This is a genomic window from Thermocatellispora tengchongensis (assembly GCF_014202315.1).
GTDB classification, from domain to species: Bacteria; Actinomycetota; Actinomycetes; order Streptosporangiales; family Streptosporangiaceae; genus Thermocatellispora; species Thermocatellispora tengchongensis.
In genome coordinates, this window is sequence record NZ_JACHGN010000006.1 from 112435 (window position 1) to 129825 (window position 17391).

The window sequence follows — 17391 nt, forward strand, 5'->3', positions numbered from 1 at the left end:
GCCACGTCGCCACACTCGGCGGCCGGCGCACGGGTCACGGGTCACGGGTCACGGGAAGAGCATGCTCAGCGCCCGCTCCGGCTCGCCGGCGCGGGCGAGGGCGTACGACACCGCCGCCAGCGCCCACTCCCGCGCCTCCGGGTCGGCGATCGACCGGGCCGTCTCACCGGCGCGGTCCAGGTCGCCGGCGTGGGCCAGCGCGGACGCGACCACGGCCGTGATCGCGGCGCCCGTCCGCGGATCGGCGTAGGTGGCGGCGAGTTCCAGAGCCCGATCGTGCCTGCCCGCCGCGGCCAGGGCCTCCGCCGCGGCCACCGCCGCCGGGCCGGGCGCCGGGTCGCCCCCGGCGAACACCTGGTCCAGCAGCCGTCCGGCACGTACGGCGTCGCCGGTCACGGCCCTCGCCCGCGCCGCCCGCGCCCAGATCCGGGTCCGCACCTCCGGGTCGCGCACCGAGGAGGACACCGCCTCCGGGTACAGGAGCGGGTCGCGGCGCGGCCGCGGCCGGGCCGCGTACGCCTCGGCCACCGCGGCCAGGGCATGGCACTGCTCCAGGGGGTCGCCGATCTCCAAGGCCACCGTGAGGGCCCGGTCGAGCCGGCCCGCCGCGACCAGAACCTCGGCCAGGAGGCCGGCAGAGGCGTCGTCCCCCGTATCCGCGTTCACCTCGGTCTCCGCGTTGGTCCCGGTCTCCGCGTTCGCCTCGTTCTCGGCCTGGCGGAGCAGTTCGGCGGCCCGGTCCAGCCGGCCGGCCGTCATCAGGGTCTCCACCACTTCACGCTGCCGCCCGGCGCGCTCGCGAGGATCGGGCACGGACGCGGCGGCGGTCTCCGCCAGGCGCAGCAGCTCGACCGCCCGGTCGAGGTGCCCTGCCCGTGCCCGCGCCCCGGCCACCGCCACCAGGGCCTCGCACCGCGACGGCGCCGGCTCCACGGCGCGGGCCAGGGCCTCGGCCTCGTCGAGCCTGCCGGCCCGCGCCCACTCGGTGGCCACCCGGCGCCGCGCCCAGCCGTGCAGGTCCGGGTCGGGCACGGATTCGGCGACGTCGAGCGCAAGGTCAGGCCGGCCGGCGTCGCACAGGGCGCGTACCAGCCGGGCCTGCGTTCCCCGCTCCCGGGCGACGACGGCGGCGCGCTCGAACCGACCCGCCCGGACCAGCGCGCCCTGCAGCAGCCGCCACGCCTCGGCGCGCTCCTCCTCGTCGTAGAGCGTGTGGATCAGGCTCTCCGCGTGCCGCAGCGGTTCGCCCGCCCGGTCGGCGAGGCCCGCGCGGACCATGGCGTCGGCCAGTCCCGCCCAGCCGTAGACGTGGTGGATGTCGTCCTCGCCGCCGGTGGCCGGCAGGCCGGCGGCGATCTCGTCCAGCACCTCGCCCGCCCGCTCGTGGTGCCCGGCACCGGCCATCGCCGTGGCCACCCGCCTCAGGGCCTCCTCGCGCCGGGAGCGGCCGGCGATCCCGCGCGCGATGGCCACCGCCCGGTCGAGCCGCCCGGCCTCCGCCATGGTGCTCGCCACGCTCGCCAGCAGGTCGGGGTTCGGGTCCGCGGCGGTCAGGACCGGAGCGTCGCCGAGCACCGCCGCCGCCTGCTCGGGCCGGCCCTGCCGGATGAGCAGCCGGGCCAGGCTCACCCGCGCCTCGCTGCGCCCCGGGTCCCGCTCGATGGACTCGGCGACGGCCAGGGCGCGGTCGAGCGCGCCGTGCTCCGCCCAGGCGACGGCCAGGGACTGGAGCTTGGTGGTGCGGGCGCCGTAGTTGGGGATGGCCTGCGCCGCCGCCGTCGCCCGCCGGAGCACGGCGGCCCGGCGGGCGGGGTCGCCGAAGGCCGCGGCGGCCGTCAGCAGCGCCTGGGTGCGGGTCGAGGGCGCGTCGATGTGCCCGGCGACCTCCAGGGCCCGCTCCGCCTGCCCGTCCTCGGCGAGCGCCTCGGCCACCTCCAGCAGCACCAGGTCGCGCCGTAGCGGGTTGGTGACCAGCAGCAGGGCCGCCGCGCGGGCGTGTTCCAGCCGGCCCGCCCGTACGAGCGCCGGCACCAGGGCGTCCCAGGCCCAGCTCGGCTCGGGGTCACCGCCCGCCACCGCCGCGGCGCGGTCCAGCTCGCCCGCCGCGACCAGGGCCCCGGTCAGCGCCCGCCGCGCCGCCGGATCGGGCTCCGCGTCGGAGATCTGGGCGAGCACCTCGGCCGCCCGCGCCGTCCGCCCTGCCCCTGCCAGCGCCGCGGCCACCGCCCCGAGCGCCCCGATGCGGTCGTCCACCCTTTCGATGGCGTACGCCACCCGCAGCGCCTGCTCCAGCGGGCAGACCGCCGCCATCCCCGCGGCCACCGCGATCAGGCACCTGATCCGCTCCCGCGGCCCGGCCACGGCGCGGGCCGCCTCCAGCGCCCGATCCATCACCCCGGCGGCCCGGTCCAACTCGCCCCGCTCGGCGAGCGCTCCGGCGGCGGCCCCCATGGCCCGCAGACGCATGACCGAGGCCGGGATGTCGAGCATGGCCCCGAGGATATTGACATCCTCCCGGCCGTAGAAGGGCCGGATTTGGCGCAGCGCGTCGGCGTCTGCTCGTCGGGGGCGTGGGTCGCAGGCCGGCGCGCCTCCCGGCCTCCGGCATGTGGCCTCGGCCATCCGGCATCCGCCCATCCGGCCACCCGTCCCGCCTCTCGCCATCCGGCCATCCGGCATCCGGCCATCCGGCAGCACGCACTCGGTCGCCGGTCGGCCGCGAGGTCGTAGCGGTCGTGCAGGGTGGGCGGCGCGCCCGCGTCCAGGAACGCGTCCGGCACCACGCGGGCGGGCTGATACCCGCCCGCACCATGGCCGGGGCGACGGCCTCGCGAACAGGTCGCCGACCACGGTGTGGTTATCAGGAGCGAGCGCGTGCGCGTGGCGCGTACGAGCGTGTGCGGGCTCGTGCCGGGTGGGAGGGGCCGCGTGCCCGCGCCGGAGGGGACGAGCGGGCGCGGGCCAGGGCGTGCGGGGTGGTGCCGCACGTTGGTGGCTGGGCGCTGGGGCCACTCCGGTGTGGCGGTTGCCCGATGCCGGGGGTGTCCGGTGAGGGCTTGGGGAAGTGGGTGCGGGCGGCGTGGCGGAGTGTGTTCGTGGTCCGCTGCCCGGGGTCGGTGACGGCAGCCCTAACCCCGCCTTAGCGATCCCGCAGCACCGCGTTAGCCCGGCGGCTGCGAGTCTCGCAGATGTCCGCAGCGGAACGGTCTGCGGATCTCACGACGAGATGGAGATTCTCATGCGCAAGCCTGCGATCGTCCTTTCCGGCCTCGCCCTCGCCGCCCTGGCGGCCGGTGGCGGTGTGGCGTTCGCCGACCAGAACCCGGCCGCCACCCCGGGCACTACGGCGACCCCCGCCCCCTCGACCGGCGGCCCCTCGACCGACAGCCGCGAGACCGTACGCGAGCCGGCCGTGTCGGCCGAGGAGGCGCAGCGCACCGCGCTCGCCAAGGTCCCCGGCGGCTGGATCGTCTCCACGGAACTGGACGATGACGACGACCGCGACACGCCGGTGTGGGAGATCGAGATCGCCGAGGCGTCCGGGGCCAGGCACGACGTGACCGTCAACGCCACCGGCGGCGAGATCATGACGGGTGGGTCCGGCACACAGGACGACGCCGACGACACCCCGGACGCAGACGACAACGCGGACGACAACGACACCGCGGACGACAACGAGACCACGGACGCCGACGACACGGCGGACGACGACTGACCGAGCCTTCCGATCGGCCGTGCCCCTCGAAGGGCGCTACCGGCCGGGTGGGCTCCGCCGGTCGCGGACGCTCACCCGCAAGGGCGTCCCGGCATCTCAGTCCGGCCCTTGCCGCACAGTCCCGCCTTCCTCCCGCAGTTCCGCCAGGCGGCGCTGCAGGGCCGTCTCCAGATCGGCCCGCTGGGCCGGATCGCTCACGCGGCTCACCAGGTCGTGCGCCGTGGCCGCCAGTTCGGCGCGCTCGGCGAGACCCATGGGGGCGAGCCCGCCCGAGACGGGCTCGTCCCCGTACGCGTCTCCGAGCCGCTCCAGCGTCCACGCGGTGAGCCGGGCGACGACCCGGGCGAGGTCGTCGGGGGTGGCCAGCACCTCGCCCGCGCGTTCGGGGCGGAGCCAGGCGTCCAGGGCGCGCAGGCGGAAGTCCCGCTCGGCGCGCTCGAACCGCTCACGCGCGGCCTGGCCGCCCGCATGTCCGAGCGCGTCCGCGATCCGGTCCCAGCCGGTCCCCTTGATCCGCTCGCACACGACGGCCTGCTCCAGCAGCAGCCCGGCGGCCTCGACCAGGCTCGCGGCGTCGCGCACGAGCTCCCCCTCGGCCCCGTGCCGGTCGGCGGTCGTGGGGACCATGTCCCGAGCGGCGTCGGCGATGCCGGCGGCCTGCGCCGAGAGGTTCAGGCGGGCCAACGCCGCGTGGGAGTAGGCCATCGTCCGGTAGGCGCTCGGACGTTCGGCGGTCGTTTCGCTCATTCGCCAAGCAGACCTTGACCCGCTGGGACCGTCAAGGACGGCACGATGCCGGGGGGTGCCACCCGCGCCCCACTAAGGGCCGGGGCGGCGGAAGTGCCAGATGAGCATCGCCGGTACGCCGGCGTTGGCCGCCTGCGCGGCCTCGGGGGCCAGTTCGCTCAGGCACCACGGCCACAGCTCCCAGGGGCCGAGCGCCGTGGGCGCGTCCTGCGGGGACGGCGTGGCGGCGGTGGGGCGGTTCGCCGCCGGGAGGCGCGGCTCTTCACAGCGGCGTACGTCCAGTCCCGCTGCGAGGGCGGCGCGTACGTAGTCGCCGGTCAGGTGGCGGTGGGTGACCAGGCGTCCGGGCCGGCCGTCCGGCAGGCGCACGGGCGGAGCGTTGCCCCGGGTGACGCGCTCCGGGTGGACGTCCGAGATCACCAGGCTGCCTCCGGGGCGCAGCACCCTGGCGAACTCGGCCAGCACCGGGCCGAGTTCGGGGACGTGCGTCAGCGCCAGGGCGCAGACGACCAGGTCCACGGACTCGTCGGGGACGGGCAGGCGGTGCAGGTCGCCGAGCCGGAATTCGGCCTGCGGCACCCGCTCGCGCGCCAGGGCGAGCATCTCGGGGGAGCCGTCCACGCCGAGGACCTGATGGCCGCGCTCGGCCAGGAACGCCGCGAAGCGGCCGGTGCCGCACGCGGCGTCCAGCGCGGCTCCCGCCGGCAGCCCGCCGACGATGGCGTCCACGACGGGCTCGTCGATGTCGAACGCGGAGTTGGGGCCGTCGTAGGTGCCCGACCAGATCCGGTAGCCCTCGACCGTGTCCACGCGGGCGACCTCCACCCCCGCACCCGCCAGGGCCTCGTCGTCGAGGAGCGCGCGGATCTCCGCGATGCGCGCCTCGGCGAAGTCGCGGCCGAACTCCCCGGTGAACGCGCGCATCAGGGCGATGCCTTCGAGACCGAGCAGGTAGGCCAGCGGATGTTCGTAGATCACCGGCAAGAGGCTAGCGACCCGGTCCGGCGCGACGCCAACGATTTACCCGCCCATCGCGCCCGGGGCGACCGCGCGAGCAGGCGCCGCCCGCCGCCCTCGGCCGGCCCGCCGGGCGGGTTGCCGCCGCCCCGGGGAGCATGGTGGAGTACCCGGATGACCGGTGTCTCGGCGCGGGAGGAGTTCGACGCCCTGCTCGCGCGCATCAGGCCCGACCCGGCCGTCGTCGGGGCCGTCCTGAGCGGGTCGCAGGCCCGGCCCGGCATGCCCACGCCCCGCTCCGACTACGACGTCTACCTGATCACCGCCGACGCCGCCGGCGGCGCGGCGGCCCGCGAGGAACGCCGTGACTCGCGGCTGGACGTCGTGGTCATGCCCCTGGAGGAGTTCCGCGCGCACGCGATGCCGGGATCGGGCCAGGAGTGGAACAGGTACTCCTTCACCCGCGCCCGGGTGGTGAAGGACCGGCCCGACGGTCTCATCGCCGAACTCGTCTCCCGCAAGGGCACCCTCTCGGCGGAGGAGGCCGGCCAGGTGGCGGGCGCCGCGCTGGGCGAGTTCGTCAACTCCGCCTACCGCTGGCTGAAGAACCACCGCGACGGACGCGCCACCGAGGCCCGCCTGGACGCCGCCGAGAGCATCCCCCTCTGCTGACCTGCGTCTTCGCCCTGGAGTGCCGGGTCCGCCCCTACAACAAGTACCTCGCCTGGGAGCTGCGGAACCATCCGCTCGGCCCGCCCGCGTGGCACCACGACCGGCTGCTGCCGCTCCTGGAGGCCGCCCTGACCGACGCCGCCCTGCGAACCGCCCACCGGCTCTTCGCCGGCCTGGAACCGCCCGCCCGCGCCGCAGGTCACGGTCCGGTGCTGGACGCCTGGGGGGACGACCTCCACCTGCTGCGGCAGGCCCCCGGCTGAGCTTTCGCGCCTTCCGCGCCGTCCGGGGGCCGGGGCGCACTGTCAGGGGGAGCGCGACAGGACCTTCCGCGGGGCACGCCTGGCGCGTTCCTGAGGCGGCAGGCGGGCAGTTCGCCGCCGATCCATGACGCGGCGGGCCGCACGTCGCCTCCCGTCGTCGCCGCACGATGACCGGGAACGGCGGTGGGCGCATCGATCCCGGCCTTGGCCGGGCGTTACGCGTCTGGTCTTCTACTCAGGTCGGCGGTGATGCGGTCGGCGGTCAGCGGGAGGCCCGGGAGCGGGCCGGTGGTGGCGGCGGGGCGCAGGCCGTCCAGGAGTGTGGCCAGCATGCGGGCGCGTACCGCGTCGCCTAGCTCGCCGGACATGGTGGGCAGGGGGCGGGTCAGCACGGTCAGGAACAGGACGAGGTCGGTGGCGCTCACGTCGGGGCGCAGTGCGCCCTCGGCGCGGGCGGCGGCGACGAGGGCGTCCAGGGCGGTCAGCACCCGGGTGCGGACGGCGTGGAACTCCGGGCTCGGCTCGACGTGGCCGCCGAGGATCGGCAGCATCGCGACGATGCGGCGCTCGACGACCCCGGTGGCGAAGGCGGTGAGCGCGTCGCCGGCGGACGGGGCGCCCGCCAGGGTCTCGGTGGCGAGCGCGGCCACCTGTGCCATGTCGTCCAGGACCACGGACTGGATCAGGTCGGTACGCGTGGGGAAGTGCCGGTAGAGGGTCGCGTTGCCGACGCCGGCGCGCTCGGCGATCTGGTCGAGCGGGGCGTCGGGACCGTGTTCGAGGAACGCCAGGTGTGCGGCTCGCAGGATCTGCTCGCGGTTGCGGCGGGCATCGGCGCGCAGCTCCTTCATGGACCACTCCAGACATAACCGTGGACAGATTCCCCGGTTATGCTAGCGTGCCGACTAACCGGGGAAAAACTCCCCACTTTTCTGGAGGGGTGGATGGGATCGATCGCGAACACCTCGATGGCGTGCGTCGTCGCGGGCGGAGGGCCCGCGGGGATGGTGCTCGGCCTGCTGCTGGCCCGGTCGGGAGTGGATGTGGCGGTGCTGGAGAAGCACCCGGACTTCCTGCGCGACTTCCGGGGCGACACCGTGCACGCCTCCACACTCGGCCTGCTCGACGAGCTCGGGCTCGGCGCCCGGTTCGCGGTGCTGCCGCAGCAGCGCGAGCGGCGGCTGACCATGTGGTTCGACGACGGCGCCCTCATCGAGGACTTCGGCCGGCTGCCGGGCCGCCACCAGCACATCGCCCTGGTGCCGCAGTGGGACTTCCTCAACCTGCTCGCGGAGGCGGGACGCGAATCCCCGCACTTCCACCTCGCCCAGAACGCGGAGGTGACCGGGCTGATCCGGCGCGGCGGAGCGGTCGGCGGGGTGCGCTACACCGACCGGGACACCGGGCGGACGCACGAGCTCCACACGCCGCTCGTCGTGGGGACCGACGGGCGGCACTCCACCGTGAGAGAACTGGCCGGCCTGCGCCCGCGGGCCTCGGCCGCGCCGCACGACTGCCTGTACGTGCGGATCCCGCGCCTCCCCGGCGACCCCGAGGGCACGTTCCTGCGGTTCTCCTCCTCGGGGGCGCTCATCATGATCAACCGGGGTGACTACTGGCAGGCGGCCCTGTTGATCGGCAAGGGCACGGCCGACGCCGCGCGGGCCGGCGACGGCGCCTGGACCCGGCGCACGATCGCGAGGCTCGCGCCGTACACGCGGGAGCGGATGGAGGCCATCGGCGCGGACGACATCGCGGCCCTGCAGATCCGCATCGACCGGCTCTCGCGGTGGTGGGTGCCGGGGGCGCTGCTGATCGGCGACGCGGCGCACGCGATGTCGCCGATCGCGGGCGTGGGCATCAACCTGGCCATCCAGGACGCCGTCGCGGCGGCGCGCATCCTGCTGCCCGGCCTGCGGCGCGGCCGGGTGGGCACCGGGGACCTGGCGCGGGTGCAGCGGCGGCGATGGTGGCCCACGGTCATCACCCAGGCGGCGCAACGGAGCGCGCAGGAGCGCTTCGTGGCCGCGTCCATCGCCGGCGACGACCGCCCGGCCGCTCCGCTGCGCATCCCGCAGCCGCTGCGGACCCTGCGGCACTGGCGGGGGTTCCCGTACCTCATGGGCAGGGTGGTCGGGTTCGGGGTCAGGCCGGAGCGCCTGACCGGCCCGCTGGCGCCGCTGAGCCATGCGTGATTCACGATTTTTTCACCCCTTCCGGAGACTGTTTTCCCAGGTCAGAGAGGGTATGCGAACATATTGTTCGCGTTTGCCTACCCTCCGTGCGGATGCCCACAATGACCGCATGAGAATCCTGATCACCGGGGCGACCGGCAATGTGGGCAGGCTCGTCGTGGACGGGCTCATACGGGAAGGGGTGGCGGTGCGGGCGCTGACCAGGACGCCCGAGCGGGCCGGCCTCCCCGAGGAGGCCGAGGTGGTACGGGGCGATCTGGCCGACCCCGCGAGCCTGCGCGACGCCGTGCGGGGCGTGGAGCGGATGTACCTGTTCCCCCACCCCGCGACCGCGCGTGAAGTCGTCGCGCTGGCCGAGGACGCCGGGGTGCGCCGGATCGTCGTCCTGTCCTCGGGGGCGGTGACCGGCGGCGAGGACACCGGCTACCACCTGCCGGTCGAGCGGGCGGTGGAGGCGTCCGGGATGGAGTGGACGCACGTGCGGCCCGGGGAGTTCATGCTGAACAAGCTGTGGCTGTGGGGGCCGTCCATCCGGGCCGAGCGGGTCGTCCGCGAACCGCTGCCCGACCTGACATGGTGTCCGGTGCACGAGCGCGACATCGCCGACGTGGCCGTGGCCGCGCTGCTGGAGGACGGCCACCACGGCGCCGCGTACACGCTGAACGGGCCGGAGTTCATCAGCCGCCGCGACCAGGTCCGCGCCATCGCCGAGGCGATCGGCGCGGAGATCCGCCTGGAGGTGGTGACCCCGGCCCGAGCCAGGGAACTGTACCTCGCCCAGGGCGGCTTCGCGGCGCAGAACGCCGACTTCCTCACCGGCTTCGAGGACTACTCCGGAGAGGAGGCCGACCCTGACCAGGTGGCGCAGTTCGACCCGTCCGCGTTCGGGCCGATGCCGACCTCGGCGGACGTGCTGGGCAAGCCCGCGCGCACGTTCGCCGAGTGGGCCCGCGATCACGCCCAGGACTTCAGCGGCCCGTCGTGACCCCGCCTCCTGCGCCGGTGAGCGGCCATCGGCGCTCCCGGCCCCGGCACGATGGCCGTGGCCTGGTTCTTCCAATCCGCCTGACGCCGCTCCGCCACCCGCGCTACACCGTCTTCAGCAGCCGGACCAGGTGCGCGGGCGACTGGACGGCCGAGACGGGCGGGCGCGTGCCGATCACGAGGGCCGGGACGCCGGTGACGCCGCGCTCGGCGGCCCGTTTCTCGTCCGCGCGGACGGCGTCGGCGTACGCGTCGGAGGCCAGCAGGGCGGCGACGTCCCCGGCGGTCACGCCGGCCTCCACTCCCAGCCGTTCCAGCACGGCGTGGTCGGCGATGTCGGCCCCGTCGATGTGGTAGGCGCGGAGCAGGCCCTCCAGCATCCGGTCCGCCCGGCCGGACGCGGCGGCCAGGTGCAGTAGCCGGTGGGCGTCGAAGGAGTTGACCGGCCGTGCCCGGTCCAGGTTGAGCTCCAGGCCCTCGGCGGCGCCGAGGCGCCGGATCATGGCGATACGGGCGTCGGCCTGGTCGCCCCACCACCCGGCCATCTCCTCGGCCGCCGTCGGGCCCGGCTCACGGCCGAGCGTGGGCCCCAGCTCGAAGCTGCGCCACACCACGCTCACCCGGACGTCCGGCATCGCGGCCACGGCGGCGGCCAGACGCCGCTTGGCGATGAAGCACCACGGGCACAGCACATCGACGTAGACATCGACGTAGACATCGACCTGAAGCTCGGCGGGAGGACCGACCCGGGCGGCGGTGTGGACGTCCGCGTGCGGCGCGTGCACATCCCCCGCGTACGCATCCTCCGCGTGCGCCTCGTCCGCGTGCACATCCTCCGCGTGCGCCTCGCCTGCGTGGGCCTCGTGCGCGTGCGCCTCGTCGTGCGCGCTTCTGCCCGGGGTCATGCCTCGGTCCGCCGGGGGCCGGGGCCGACCTCGCGGGCCAGTCTGTAGCGGGGGGCGCCGCTCATCCTCGGCTCGGCCGTGCCGGACAGGCCCTCCAGGGCCTTGGCGATGGCGGCCATACGTCCCTCGGTGTCGGAGGTCGCCTCGAAGTGGCGGAAGTCGGCCTCGCTCTCCCAGTGCACGATGTTGTAGACGCGGGTGCCGTCGAGGCTCACCAGGAACCGGGCGGAGCGGTAGCCCGGATAGAACCGCACCCACCGTTCCTGGATCTCCGCGAAGGCGTCCACAAGCTCCTGCTGCGTGGCGGGGCCGTCCACCGTGTAGTCGATGATCGAGTAGAAGCCGGAATCCGCGCTCATACGCACGCTCCTCGCCGTCGGGTGCCGGGAATCCTCGCGGATCATCCTGCAACCTCAACCGCGGTTGGGATCAAGCCGTGTGGTCGCGCATCACCTCCACCAGGTAGCCGCCGTCGGGGCCGCGGTGGGCGCCGTGGATGTCGGTGGCCAGCTCGGGGAAGGCGCGGTCGAACTCCTCCAGGGCGCGCAGGTACGTCATCAGCGGGCCGTCGGCCGGCCCGGCCGCCTCGCCCGGCATCAGCATCGGGATGCCGGGCGGCGTGACCACGACCGTCGCGGCGGCGACACGGCCGGGGAGAGCGGCCAGCGGCACCCGTTCGGTACGGGAGCGGATCAGCGCCTGGTAGCACTCGGCCGGGGTGAGGACCGGGTCGGGCGGGTTCGTGAACACCTCGTCGAGCAGCTTGCCGGTGTGCGAGTCGCGCAGCCTCCCGTGGACCAGGGTGCAGTACTCGCGCAGCGAGACGGCGGGCGGGCCGAAGCCGGGCAGCACCTCGGCGAGCGTCACGCCGTCGTCGTAGGCGCACTTGAAGTCGGTGAGCGCGTCGATCAGCGTGCCCCACTTGCCCTTGGTGATGCCCATCGAGAACAGCACGAGCAGCGTGTGGTCGCCGGTCTTCTCCACCACGATGCCCCGCCGCGCCAGGTAGGCCGCCACGACGCGGGCCGGGACGCCCCACTCGGCGGTGCCGGTCGCGGCGTCGGCGCCGGGGCAGGTGATCGTCACCTTGACCGGGTCGAGCAGGCAGTAGCCCTCGCTCAGGCCGTCGAACCCGTGCCAGGCCGCGCCGGGCTCCAGAGTCCAGCATCGGGGCTCGGCGCGCAGCAGCGCCGGGTCGGCGTCGGCGAACGGCACGGGCCGCCCGGTGCCGGGGCCGGCGACCGACGGCGGCTGCCACACGCCGAAGAACCAGCCGGGCCGCCGGCCGTCGGCGCGCAGGCGGGCCGCCAGCCGCACCATCGCCTGCCGGAACCGCACCGCCTCCGTGATCGCCTCCCCGGTCAGGTGCGGGCCGGACGGGCCGTCCATCATCGCCGTGGCCACGTCGAGCGAGGCGATCATCGGGTACAGGGGTGAGGTGGAGGCGTGCATCAAGTAGGTCTCGTTGAGCCGGTCGTAGTCGACCGGCGCCCGTTCTGACGGCCGCACGTGCAGCATCGCCGCCTGCGACAACGCCGCCAGCAGCTTGTGGGTGGACTGCGTGGCGAACACGGTCGGGCGGCCGGGGCCCGGCAGGGTGTCCTCCCCGACCGCCATGCCGTAGCGGCGGGCGTAGAGCGGGTTGAACCGGGCGTAGGCGAACCACGCCTCGTCGAAGTGCAGCCGGGGCGTGCTGCCGCCCAGCAGCTCGGCCACGCGTACCGCGTCGTAGCACAGCCCGTCGTACGTCGAGTTCGTGATCACGGCGTACGACGGCGCTCCGGTGGCGAGCGGATGGCGGGCCAGCCGCTCGCGCACCGCCTCCGCCTCCAGGGCGGCGGGCGGGATCGGGCCCGCCAGCCCCAGCCCGTTGCGCTCCGGGATCAGATACACCGGGCGGGCCCCGGCGATCGTCACCGCGTGCTGGATCGACTTGTGGCAGTTGCGGTCGATCAGCACGGTGTCGTCGCGGGCCATCGCGTGGTGGCCGGCGATGCGGTTGGCGGTGGAGTTGCCGTTGACCACGAAGAAGGTGCGGTCGGCGGAGAAGACGCGGGCGGCGTTGCGCTCGGCCTCGCCGATCGGGCCGGTGTGGTCCAGCGGCGAGCCCAGCTCGGCGACCGAGATGGACAGGTCGGTACGCAGCAGCCGCTCGCCGTAGAAGTCGAAGAACGCCCGCCCCACCGGCGACTTCAGGAACGCCACCCCGCCCGCGTGCGCCGGCGTGTGCCAGGAGTAGCGGTGGTGGTCCTCCAGGCGCCGCAGCGCGCCGAAGAACGGCGGCAGGATGCGCTCGGCGTACTGCTCGGCGGCGTGGGCGATCCGGCCCGCGATGAAGGCGGGGGTGTCCTCCAGCGGGAACACGTAGCCCTGGATGACCTCGTACACCCACAGGGGCAGCTCCTGCTGCGCGGTCATCAGGAAGACCGGCAGGTTGCGGAACCGCTTGGTCACCGCGGTCAGCAGCTCCTCCGCCCCGGGCGCGTCCCAGTCGGCCAGCAGCGCGGCCAGCGACGCGTCCGAGTTGACCACCGCCAGCGCGTCCTCGCCGCGGTGCGTCCAGCGGACGTTCAGCCCGAGATCCTCCATTTCCAGGCGGATGCGGCGAAGCTGCTCGGCGAGGGCGGAATCCGCGTCGGGCCGTTCGGTGACCGCGGCGAGGACGGTTGACTCCATGAGGATGCTCCGGGGTCGGGACGCGGCCGGTGGCGGCCGGCCGGGCGGGTGGTCGGGCGGGTGCTCGGCGATCAGGCATCGGGTGATCAGGCGATCGGGCGATCGGGCCGATCGGGCGATCGGGGCGGTCGGGCGATGCCGCGATCAGGCGGTGCGGCGGTCAGTGGCGGTCCGGGCCGGCGCGGGCGGCGGCCAGGCGGGCGGGATCGGGCCAGCGCACGGCGTACGCCCAGCCGGCCAGCTCGAACCAGCGGATCAGCCGGGCGCTCGGGTCGAGCTGCCCCTTCAGCACCCCGTGGCGGGCGCAGGTGGGCTCCACGTGGTGCCAGTTGTGCCAGCCCTCGCCGAGGGTGAGGAACGCCACCCACCGCACGTTGGAGGAGCGGTCCCTGCTGCGGAAGGGACGCCGGCCGAAGGTGTGCGCGACGGAGTTCACCGACCAGGTGACGTGGTGCACGACGGCGTAGCGGACCAGCCCGCCCCAGAACAGCGCGGACCACGCGCCCTCCCACGACAGCGACCACAGCCCGCCCGCGGCGAAGGGCAGCAGGAACGACAGCGCCACCACGGCGGGGTAGGCCGCGTCGAACCGGCGCACGTCGGGATCGGCCAGCAGGTCGGGCACCCAGTGCGCGCGGTTGGACCGCTGCCGCGCGGTGTAGAACCACCCGGCCTGGGCGTGCAGCATGCCGCGCACCAGCGCCACGCCGCCGTCGCCGTAGCGCCAGGGGGAGTGCGGGTCGCCCTCGCGGTCGGCGTACTTGTGGTGGCGGCGGTGCTCGGCCGCCCACAGGCCGACCGGGCCCTCGACGGCGAGGCCGCCGGCCAGCAGGAGCGCGATCCGCAGCGGCCTGCGGCACTTGAAGGCGCGGTGGGTGAACAGCCGGTGGTAGCCGATCGCGATGCCGAAGATGCACACGAGGTACATGACGGCGGCGATCACGGCGTCGCGCGGGCCGACGCCCCAGCCCCAGGCGGCCGGCACCGCGAGCGCGAGCAGCACGCCGGGGAGGACGACGAGGACCATCAGGTACGCCGTGCGGCGCCCGGCGCCGAGCGCCACGGTCTCGGCCGCGGCCGGACGGGGAGCGGATGGTGGGGGCACGCGACCTCCCTGACGTAGCGACGGCGGGCCTGGCCCATTCAACGGCCGTCACGGCACGTCACGGCAGTGACCGCCAGAGTGACATCTTGATTACTTTGAGGAGTCAAAACAATGCGCGCCGTAGTCATGCGAGGTGGGCGGGCCGCCCGCCTAGCCTGTCACTGCGCGGGACGATCACCGCGTCCATCACCCCCGACCGGGAAGGGGTACGGCAGTGGTTGCTGGCGAGCGGGTCGCGACGGGCGGCTATCTGGACACCTACGAGGAGGCGCTGGCCCGCGACCCCGCCCGCGCGCCCGGACTCGTCCAGGAGTGGATGCGCGGCGAGTGGCGGACCCTGTTCGCCGAGCTGCGCGCCCGGCGGCCGATCCTCGTCACACCGGCCTTCACGGTCGTGACCCGCTTCCCCGACGTCGTCGAGGTGCTGTCCAACGAGGAGGTCTTCACGGTCCGGTCCTTCGGCCCCCGCCTGGAGGCCGTGCTGGGCGGCCCGTTCATGCTGTCCCGCGACGCCACCCCCACCAACTGGCGCGACAAGGGCCTCATGCGGGTGATGCTGGACCCCGGCGACGTGCCGCGGGTCCGCGAGCTGGCGGGCCGCATCGCGGAGGAGGCGCTCGGCGAGGCGTGGCCGGACGGCCGGGTGGAGGCCGTCCACGGCCTGTTCCGCCGGGTGGCCCTGGGAGTGTGCGCGGAGTACTTCGGCCTGCCCGGCCCCGACCCCGGCACGCTGTCGCGCTGGACCAGGGCCGTGATCGCCGACTGCTTCGCGAACTACCAGGACGACCCGGGGGTCAAGGCCGCAGCGGCCGGCGCGGGCGCGGAGATGCTGGCCCACCTGCGCGAGGCGCTCGCCGCCCGCAGGGCCGGGCGCGCGGGGCCGCCGGGCGGGGCCCGCGACGTCTTCGCCCGGCTCGTCGCGACCGGGCTTCCCGAGCCGATCGCCCTGGACGACGAGCGCATCGTGGTCAACATGGCCGGGCTGCCGCTCGGTTTCGTGGAGAGCGCGCCCGGCGCCATGGCCGAGGCGCTGGAGCAGTTGCTGCTTCGGCCGCGGGTCCTGGCGCAGGCCGCCGAGGCCGCCGCCGAGCCCGACCCCGCCCGGTTCGACGCCCACGTGTGGGAGGCGCTGCGGTTCAGCCCGTTCTTCAAACTCCTGCCCCGGGTCTGCGTACGCGACCACGTGCTCGCGGCCGGCACCCCGAGGAGCACGCTCATCCCCGCCGGCACGTTCGTGCTGGCCGCGCCCGCCTCGGCGATGTTCGACGCCGACGTGGTGCCCGAGCCCGAGGAGTTCCGCCTCGACCGGCCGCGCCACCATCACCTGTTCTTCGGCCACGGCCACCACGCCTGCCTCGGCGTGCACCCGGCTCGCGCGGTCATCTGCGAGACGCTGCGCCGCCTGCTGCTGCGGCCCGGCGTGCGCGCGGCCCCGGGACCGGAGGGGAGGCTCACCCGCTCCCACGGCATCTTCCCCGACCGGTTCGTCCTCACGTTCGGCGGGGAGGACGCGTGAGGAGCGCGCGCGGCATCCGTACCGACGGCGCCCGCAACCGGCTGCGGTTCCTGGCCCTGACCCGGGGCAAGCCGGTCTGGACCCTGCTGCAGGCGGCCGGCCCCGTACGCCGCCGCCTCAACGCCGCGCTCATCGACGGCGCGGTGCGCGAGATGCCGCCGCGGCCCGAGCCGCTGAGCACCATGTGCGACTACACCTCGTGGCCGTCGCTGACCGACCGCACCTACAGCGGCCGGCACCTGCCCCCCGTGGCGGCCGACGAGTCGGGCCGGCCCTCGCCCGAGGCCGCCGCCGGCCTGTTCGCCCGCGGCGACTCCATGATCCCCTGCCCGCGCTCGACGGTCCTGTTCGCCTACTTCGCCCAGTGGTTCACCGACGGGTTCCTGCGCGGCGACTCCAGCGTCCCGCGCGACCCCCGCAAGAACACCTCCAACCACCACATCGACCTCAACCAGCTCTACGGGCTCGACGAGACCGCGACCGCGGCCCTGCGCGCCCACGACGGCGGCCGGCTGAAAAACCAGGTGATCAACGGCGGGGAGTTCCCGACCCACCTGTGCGAGAAGGGCGAGATCAAAGCCGAGTTCGCGGCGCTGAGCGTGCTGCGCTTCGACGAGATCGCCGCCGAGCGGCGCGACACCCTGTTCGCGATCGGCAGCGACCGCGGCAACACCCAGCTCGGCTTCACCATGCTCACCGTGCTGTTCCTGCGCGAGCACAACCGGGTCGCCACGCTGCTGGCCGAGCGCCACCCGCGCTGGGACGACGAGCGCCTGTTCCAGACCACGCGCAACATCCTCATCGTGATGCTGATCAAGCTGGTGGTCGAGGAGTACATCAACCACATCACCCCCTACCACTTCCGCTTCACCCTCGATCCCGGGCTCACCGCGCTGCTGGCCCGCGCGCCCTGGCACCGGGAGAACTGGGCGTCGGTCGAGTTCAACCTCGTCTACCGCTGGCACAGCCTGATCCCCTCCCACCTGACCGTCGGCGGGCACGAGCTGCCGATGGCGCAGACCCTGGCCGCCGGGGCGCTGATCCCCGAACACGGCCTCGGCCGGCTCATGGAGGACGCCTCGCGGCAGCGCGCCGGGCGGATCGGCCTGTTCAACACCGACCCCGTGCTGCGCCAGGTCGATGTGGACAGCATCCGCGAGTCGCGGGCCCTCGCCCTGGCCTCCTACAACGACTACCGGGCGCACTGCCGTTTCCCGCGCGTACGCCGCTTCGAGCACGTCAACGGCGACCCGCGGGTCTGCGCGGCGCTGCGCGAGCTCTACCGCGGCGTGGACGACCTCGACCTGTACGTCGGGCTGTTCGCCGAGGAGCCCGGCTCGCCCGACGCCATCCTGCCGCCGCTCCTGACGAAGATCATCGCCATCGACGCCTTCTCCCAGGCGCTGACCAACCCGCTGCTGGCGCCGCGCGTGTTCAACGCCGCCACGTTCTCCCCGCTCGGCCTGGACGTCATCGCCTCCACCCGCACGCTGTCGGACGTACTGCACCGCAACGTCCCAGAGGACCCGCGTCCCCGTTTCGTCAGCATGACCCGGGCGGCGCGGCCATGACCGGGGCGGCGGGACGGTACGGCCATGACCGGGGCGGTGCGGTCATGACCGGGGCGGCGGGGCGGTGCGGTCATGACGGGGACGG

General features: G+C 74.7%; 14 protein-coding genes. 6 read left to right on the forward strand and 8 right to left on the reverse strand.

Annotation, left to right across the window (positions count from 1 at the left end; all coding sequences use genetic code 11):
• Positions 1–48: 48 nt before the first annotated feature.
• Complete coding sequence (locus HNP84_RS15350) at positions 49–2490, reverse strand: tetratricopeptide repeat protein (protein WP_185050385.1); 2442 nt, start codon at positions 2488–2490, stop codon at positions 49–51.
• A 748-nt stretch (positions 2491–3238) separates the two neighbouring features.
• On the opposite strand from HNP84_RS15350, the gene HNP84_RS15355 reads away from it, so the two are divergent.
• A complete protein-coding gene (locus tag HNP84_RS15355; protein WP_185050386.1) occupies positions 3239–3715 on the forward strand; it encodes a PepSY domain-containing protein in 477 nt (158 codons plus the stop codon).
• Positions 3716–3811: 96 nt separating this feature from the next.
• Here HNP84_RS15355 and HNP84_RS15360 read toward each other — a convergent pair whose 3' ends face one another.
• Together HNP84_RS15360 and HNP84_RS15365 are read right to left on the reverse strand one after the other, a co-directional pair.
• Positions 3812–4462, reverse strand: coding sequence for a hypothetical protein (locus tag HNP84_RS15360; RefSeq protein WP_185050387.1), 651 nt, complete (start codon positions 4460–4462; stop codon positions 3812–3814).
• 72 nt (positions 4463–4534) lie between these two features.
• Complete coding sequence (locus HNP84_RS15365; RefSeq protein ID WP_185050388.1) at positions 4535–5440, reverse strand: class I SAM-dependent methyltransferase; 906 nt, start codon at positions 5438–5440, stop codon at positions 4535–4537.
• Positions 5441–5593: 153 nt separating this feature from the next.
• On the opposite strand from HNP84_RS15365, the gene HNP84_RS15370 reads away from it, so the two are divergent.
• On the forward strand, positions 5594–6091 hold the full coding sequence (locus HNP84_RS15370; RefSeq protein ID WP_221336310.1) for a nucleotidyltransferase domain-containing protein: 498 nt from the start codon (positions 5594–5596) through the stop codon (positions 6089–6091).
• A 478-nt stretch (positions 6092–6569) separates the two neighbouring features.
• On the opposite strand, the gene HNP84_RS15375 is transcribed toward HNP84_RS15370, so the two are convergent.
• A complete protein-coding gene (locus HNP84_RS15375) occupies positions 6570–7205 on the reverse strand; it encodes a TetR/AcrR family transcriptional regulator (protein ID WP_185050389.1) in 636 nt (211 codons plus the stop codon).
• Between the two features lie 93 nt (positions 7206–7298).
• On the opposite strand from HNP84_RS15375, the gene HNP84_RS15380 reads away from it, so the two are divergent.
• Both HNP84_RS15380 and HNP84_RS15385 read left to right on the forward strand, forming a co-directional pair.
• Complete coding sequence (locus HNP84_RS15380; RefSeq protein ID WP_185050390.1) at positions 7299–8549, forward strand: FAD-dependent oxidoreductase; 1251 nt, start codon at positions 7299–7301, stop codon at positions 8547–8549.
• A 109-nt stretch (positions 8550–8658) separates the two neighbouring features.
• On the forward strand, positions 8659–9534 hold the full coding sequence (locus HNP84_RS15385) for an SDR family oxidoreductase (protein WP_185050391.1): 876 nt from the start codon (positions 8659–8661) through the stop codon (positions 9532–9534).
• 103 nt (positions 9535–9637) lie between these two features.
• On the opposite strand, the gene HNP84_RS15390 is transcribed toward HNP84_RS15385, so the two are convergent.
• The 4 genes from HNP84_RS15390 to HNP84_RS15405 form a co-directional block, all read right to left on the reverse strand.
• On the reverse strand, positions 9638–10438 hold the full coding sequence (locus HNP84_RS15390) for a DsbA family oxidoreductase (RefSeq protein ID WP_185050392.1): 801 nt from the start codon (positions 10436–10438) through the stop codon (positions 9638–9640).
• Positions 10435–10797: an antibiotic biosynthesis monooxygenase family protein gene (locus HNP84_RS15395; RefSeq protein ID WP_185050393.1), complete on the reverse strand. Its 363-nt coding sequence runs from the start codon at positions 10795–10797 to the stop codon at positions 10435–10437. The genes HNP84_RS15390 and HNP84_RS15395 overlap by 4 nt, the downstream gene beginning before the upstream one ends.
• Before the next feature lie 70 nt (positions 10798–10867).
• Entirely contained in the window at positions 10868–13114 is a 2247-nt protein-coding gene (locus HNP84_RS15400) for an Orn/Lys/Arg family decarboxylase (protein ID WP_185050394.1), read from the reverse strand.
• A gap of 160 nt (positions 13115–13274) precedes the next feature.
• Positions 13275–14141: an acyl-CoA desaturase gene (locus tag HNP84_RS15405; protein WP_185050731.1), complete on the reverse strand. Its 867-nt coding sequence runs from the start codon at positions 14139–14141 to the stop codon at positions 13275–13277.
• Positions 14142–14433: 292 nt separating this feature from the next.
• Between HNP84_RS15405 and HNP84_RS15410 the strand changes: the two genes are divergently transcribed.
• Positions 14434–15735, forward strand: a complete 1302-nt coding sequence (locus HNP84_RS15410; protein ID WP_185050395.1) for a cytochrome P450 — start codon at positions 14434–14436, stop codon at positions 15733–15735.
• A complete protein-coding gene (locus HNP84_RS15415) occupies positions 15732–17306 on the forward strand; it encodes a peroxidase family protein (RefSeq protein ID WP_185050396.1) in 1575 nt (524 codons plus the stop codon). The genes HNP84_RS15410 and HNP84_RS15415 overlap by 4 nt, the downstream gene beginning before the upstream one ends.
• Positions 17307–17391 lie beyond the last annotated feature (85 nt).

Excerpts from the sequence above, each read along its gene's own strand:
- HNP84_RS15400 (WP_185050394.1), bottom strand. The coding sequence starts at position 13,114 with ATGGAGTCAACCGTCCTCGCCGCGGTCACCGAACGGCCCGACGCGGAT.
- HNP84_RS15370 (WP_221336310.1), top strand. The coding sequence starts at position 5,594 with ATGACCGGTGTCTCGGCGCGGGAGGAGTTCGACGCCCTGCTCGCGCGC.
- HNP84_RS15375 (WP_185050389.1), bottom strand. The coding sequence starts at position 7,205 with ATGAAGGAGCTGCGCGCCGATGCCCGCCGCAACCGCGAGCAGATCCTG.
- HNP84_RS15350 (WP_185050385.1), bottom strand. The coding sequence starts at position 2,490 with ATGCTCGACATCCCGGCCTCGGTCATGCGTCTGCGGGCCATGGGGGCC.
- HNP84_RS15360 (WP_185050387.1), bottom strand. The coding sequence starts at position 4,462 with ATGAGCGAAACGACCGCCGAACGTCCGAGCGCCTACCGGACGATGGCC.
- HNP84_RS15380 (WP_185050390.1), top strand. The coding sequence starts at position 7,299 with ATGGGATCGATCGCGAACACCTCGATGGCGTGCGTCGTCGCGGGCGGA.
- HNP84_RS15355 (WP_185050386.1), top strand. The coding sequence starts at position 3,239 with ATGCGCAAGCCTGCGATCGTCCTTTCCGGCCTCGCCCTCGCCGCCCTG.
- HNP84_RS15385 (WP_185050391.1), top strand. The coding sequence starts at position 8,659 with ATGAGAATCCTGATCACCGGGGCGACCGGCAATGTGGGCAGGCTCGTC.
- HNP84_RS15395 (WP_185050393.1), bottom strand. The coding sequence starts at position 10,797 with ATGAGCGCGGATTCCGGCTTCTACTCGATCATCGACTACACGGTGGAC.
- HNP84_RS15390 (WP_185050392.1), bottom strand. The coding sequence starts at position 10,438 with ATGACCCCGGGCAGAAGCGCGCACGACGAGGCGCACGCGCACGAGGCC.
- HNP84_RS15405 (WP_185050731.1), bottom strand. The coding sequence starts at position 14,141 with ATGGTCCTCGTCGTCCTCCCCGGCGTGCTGCTCGCGCTCGCGGTGCCG.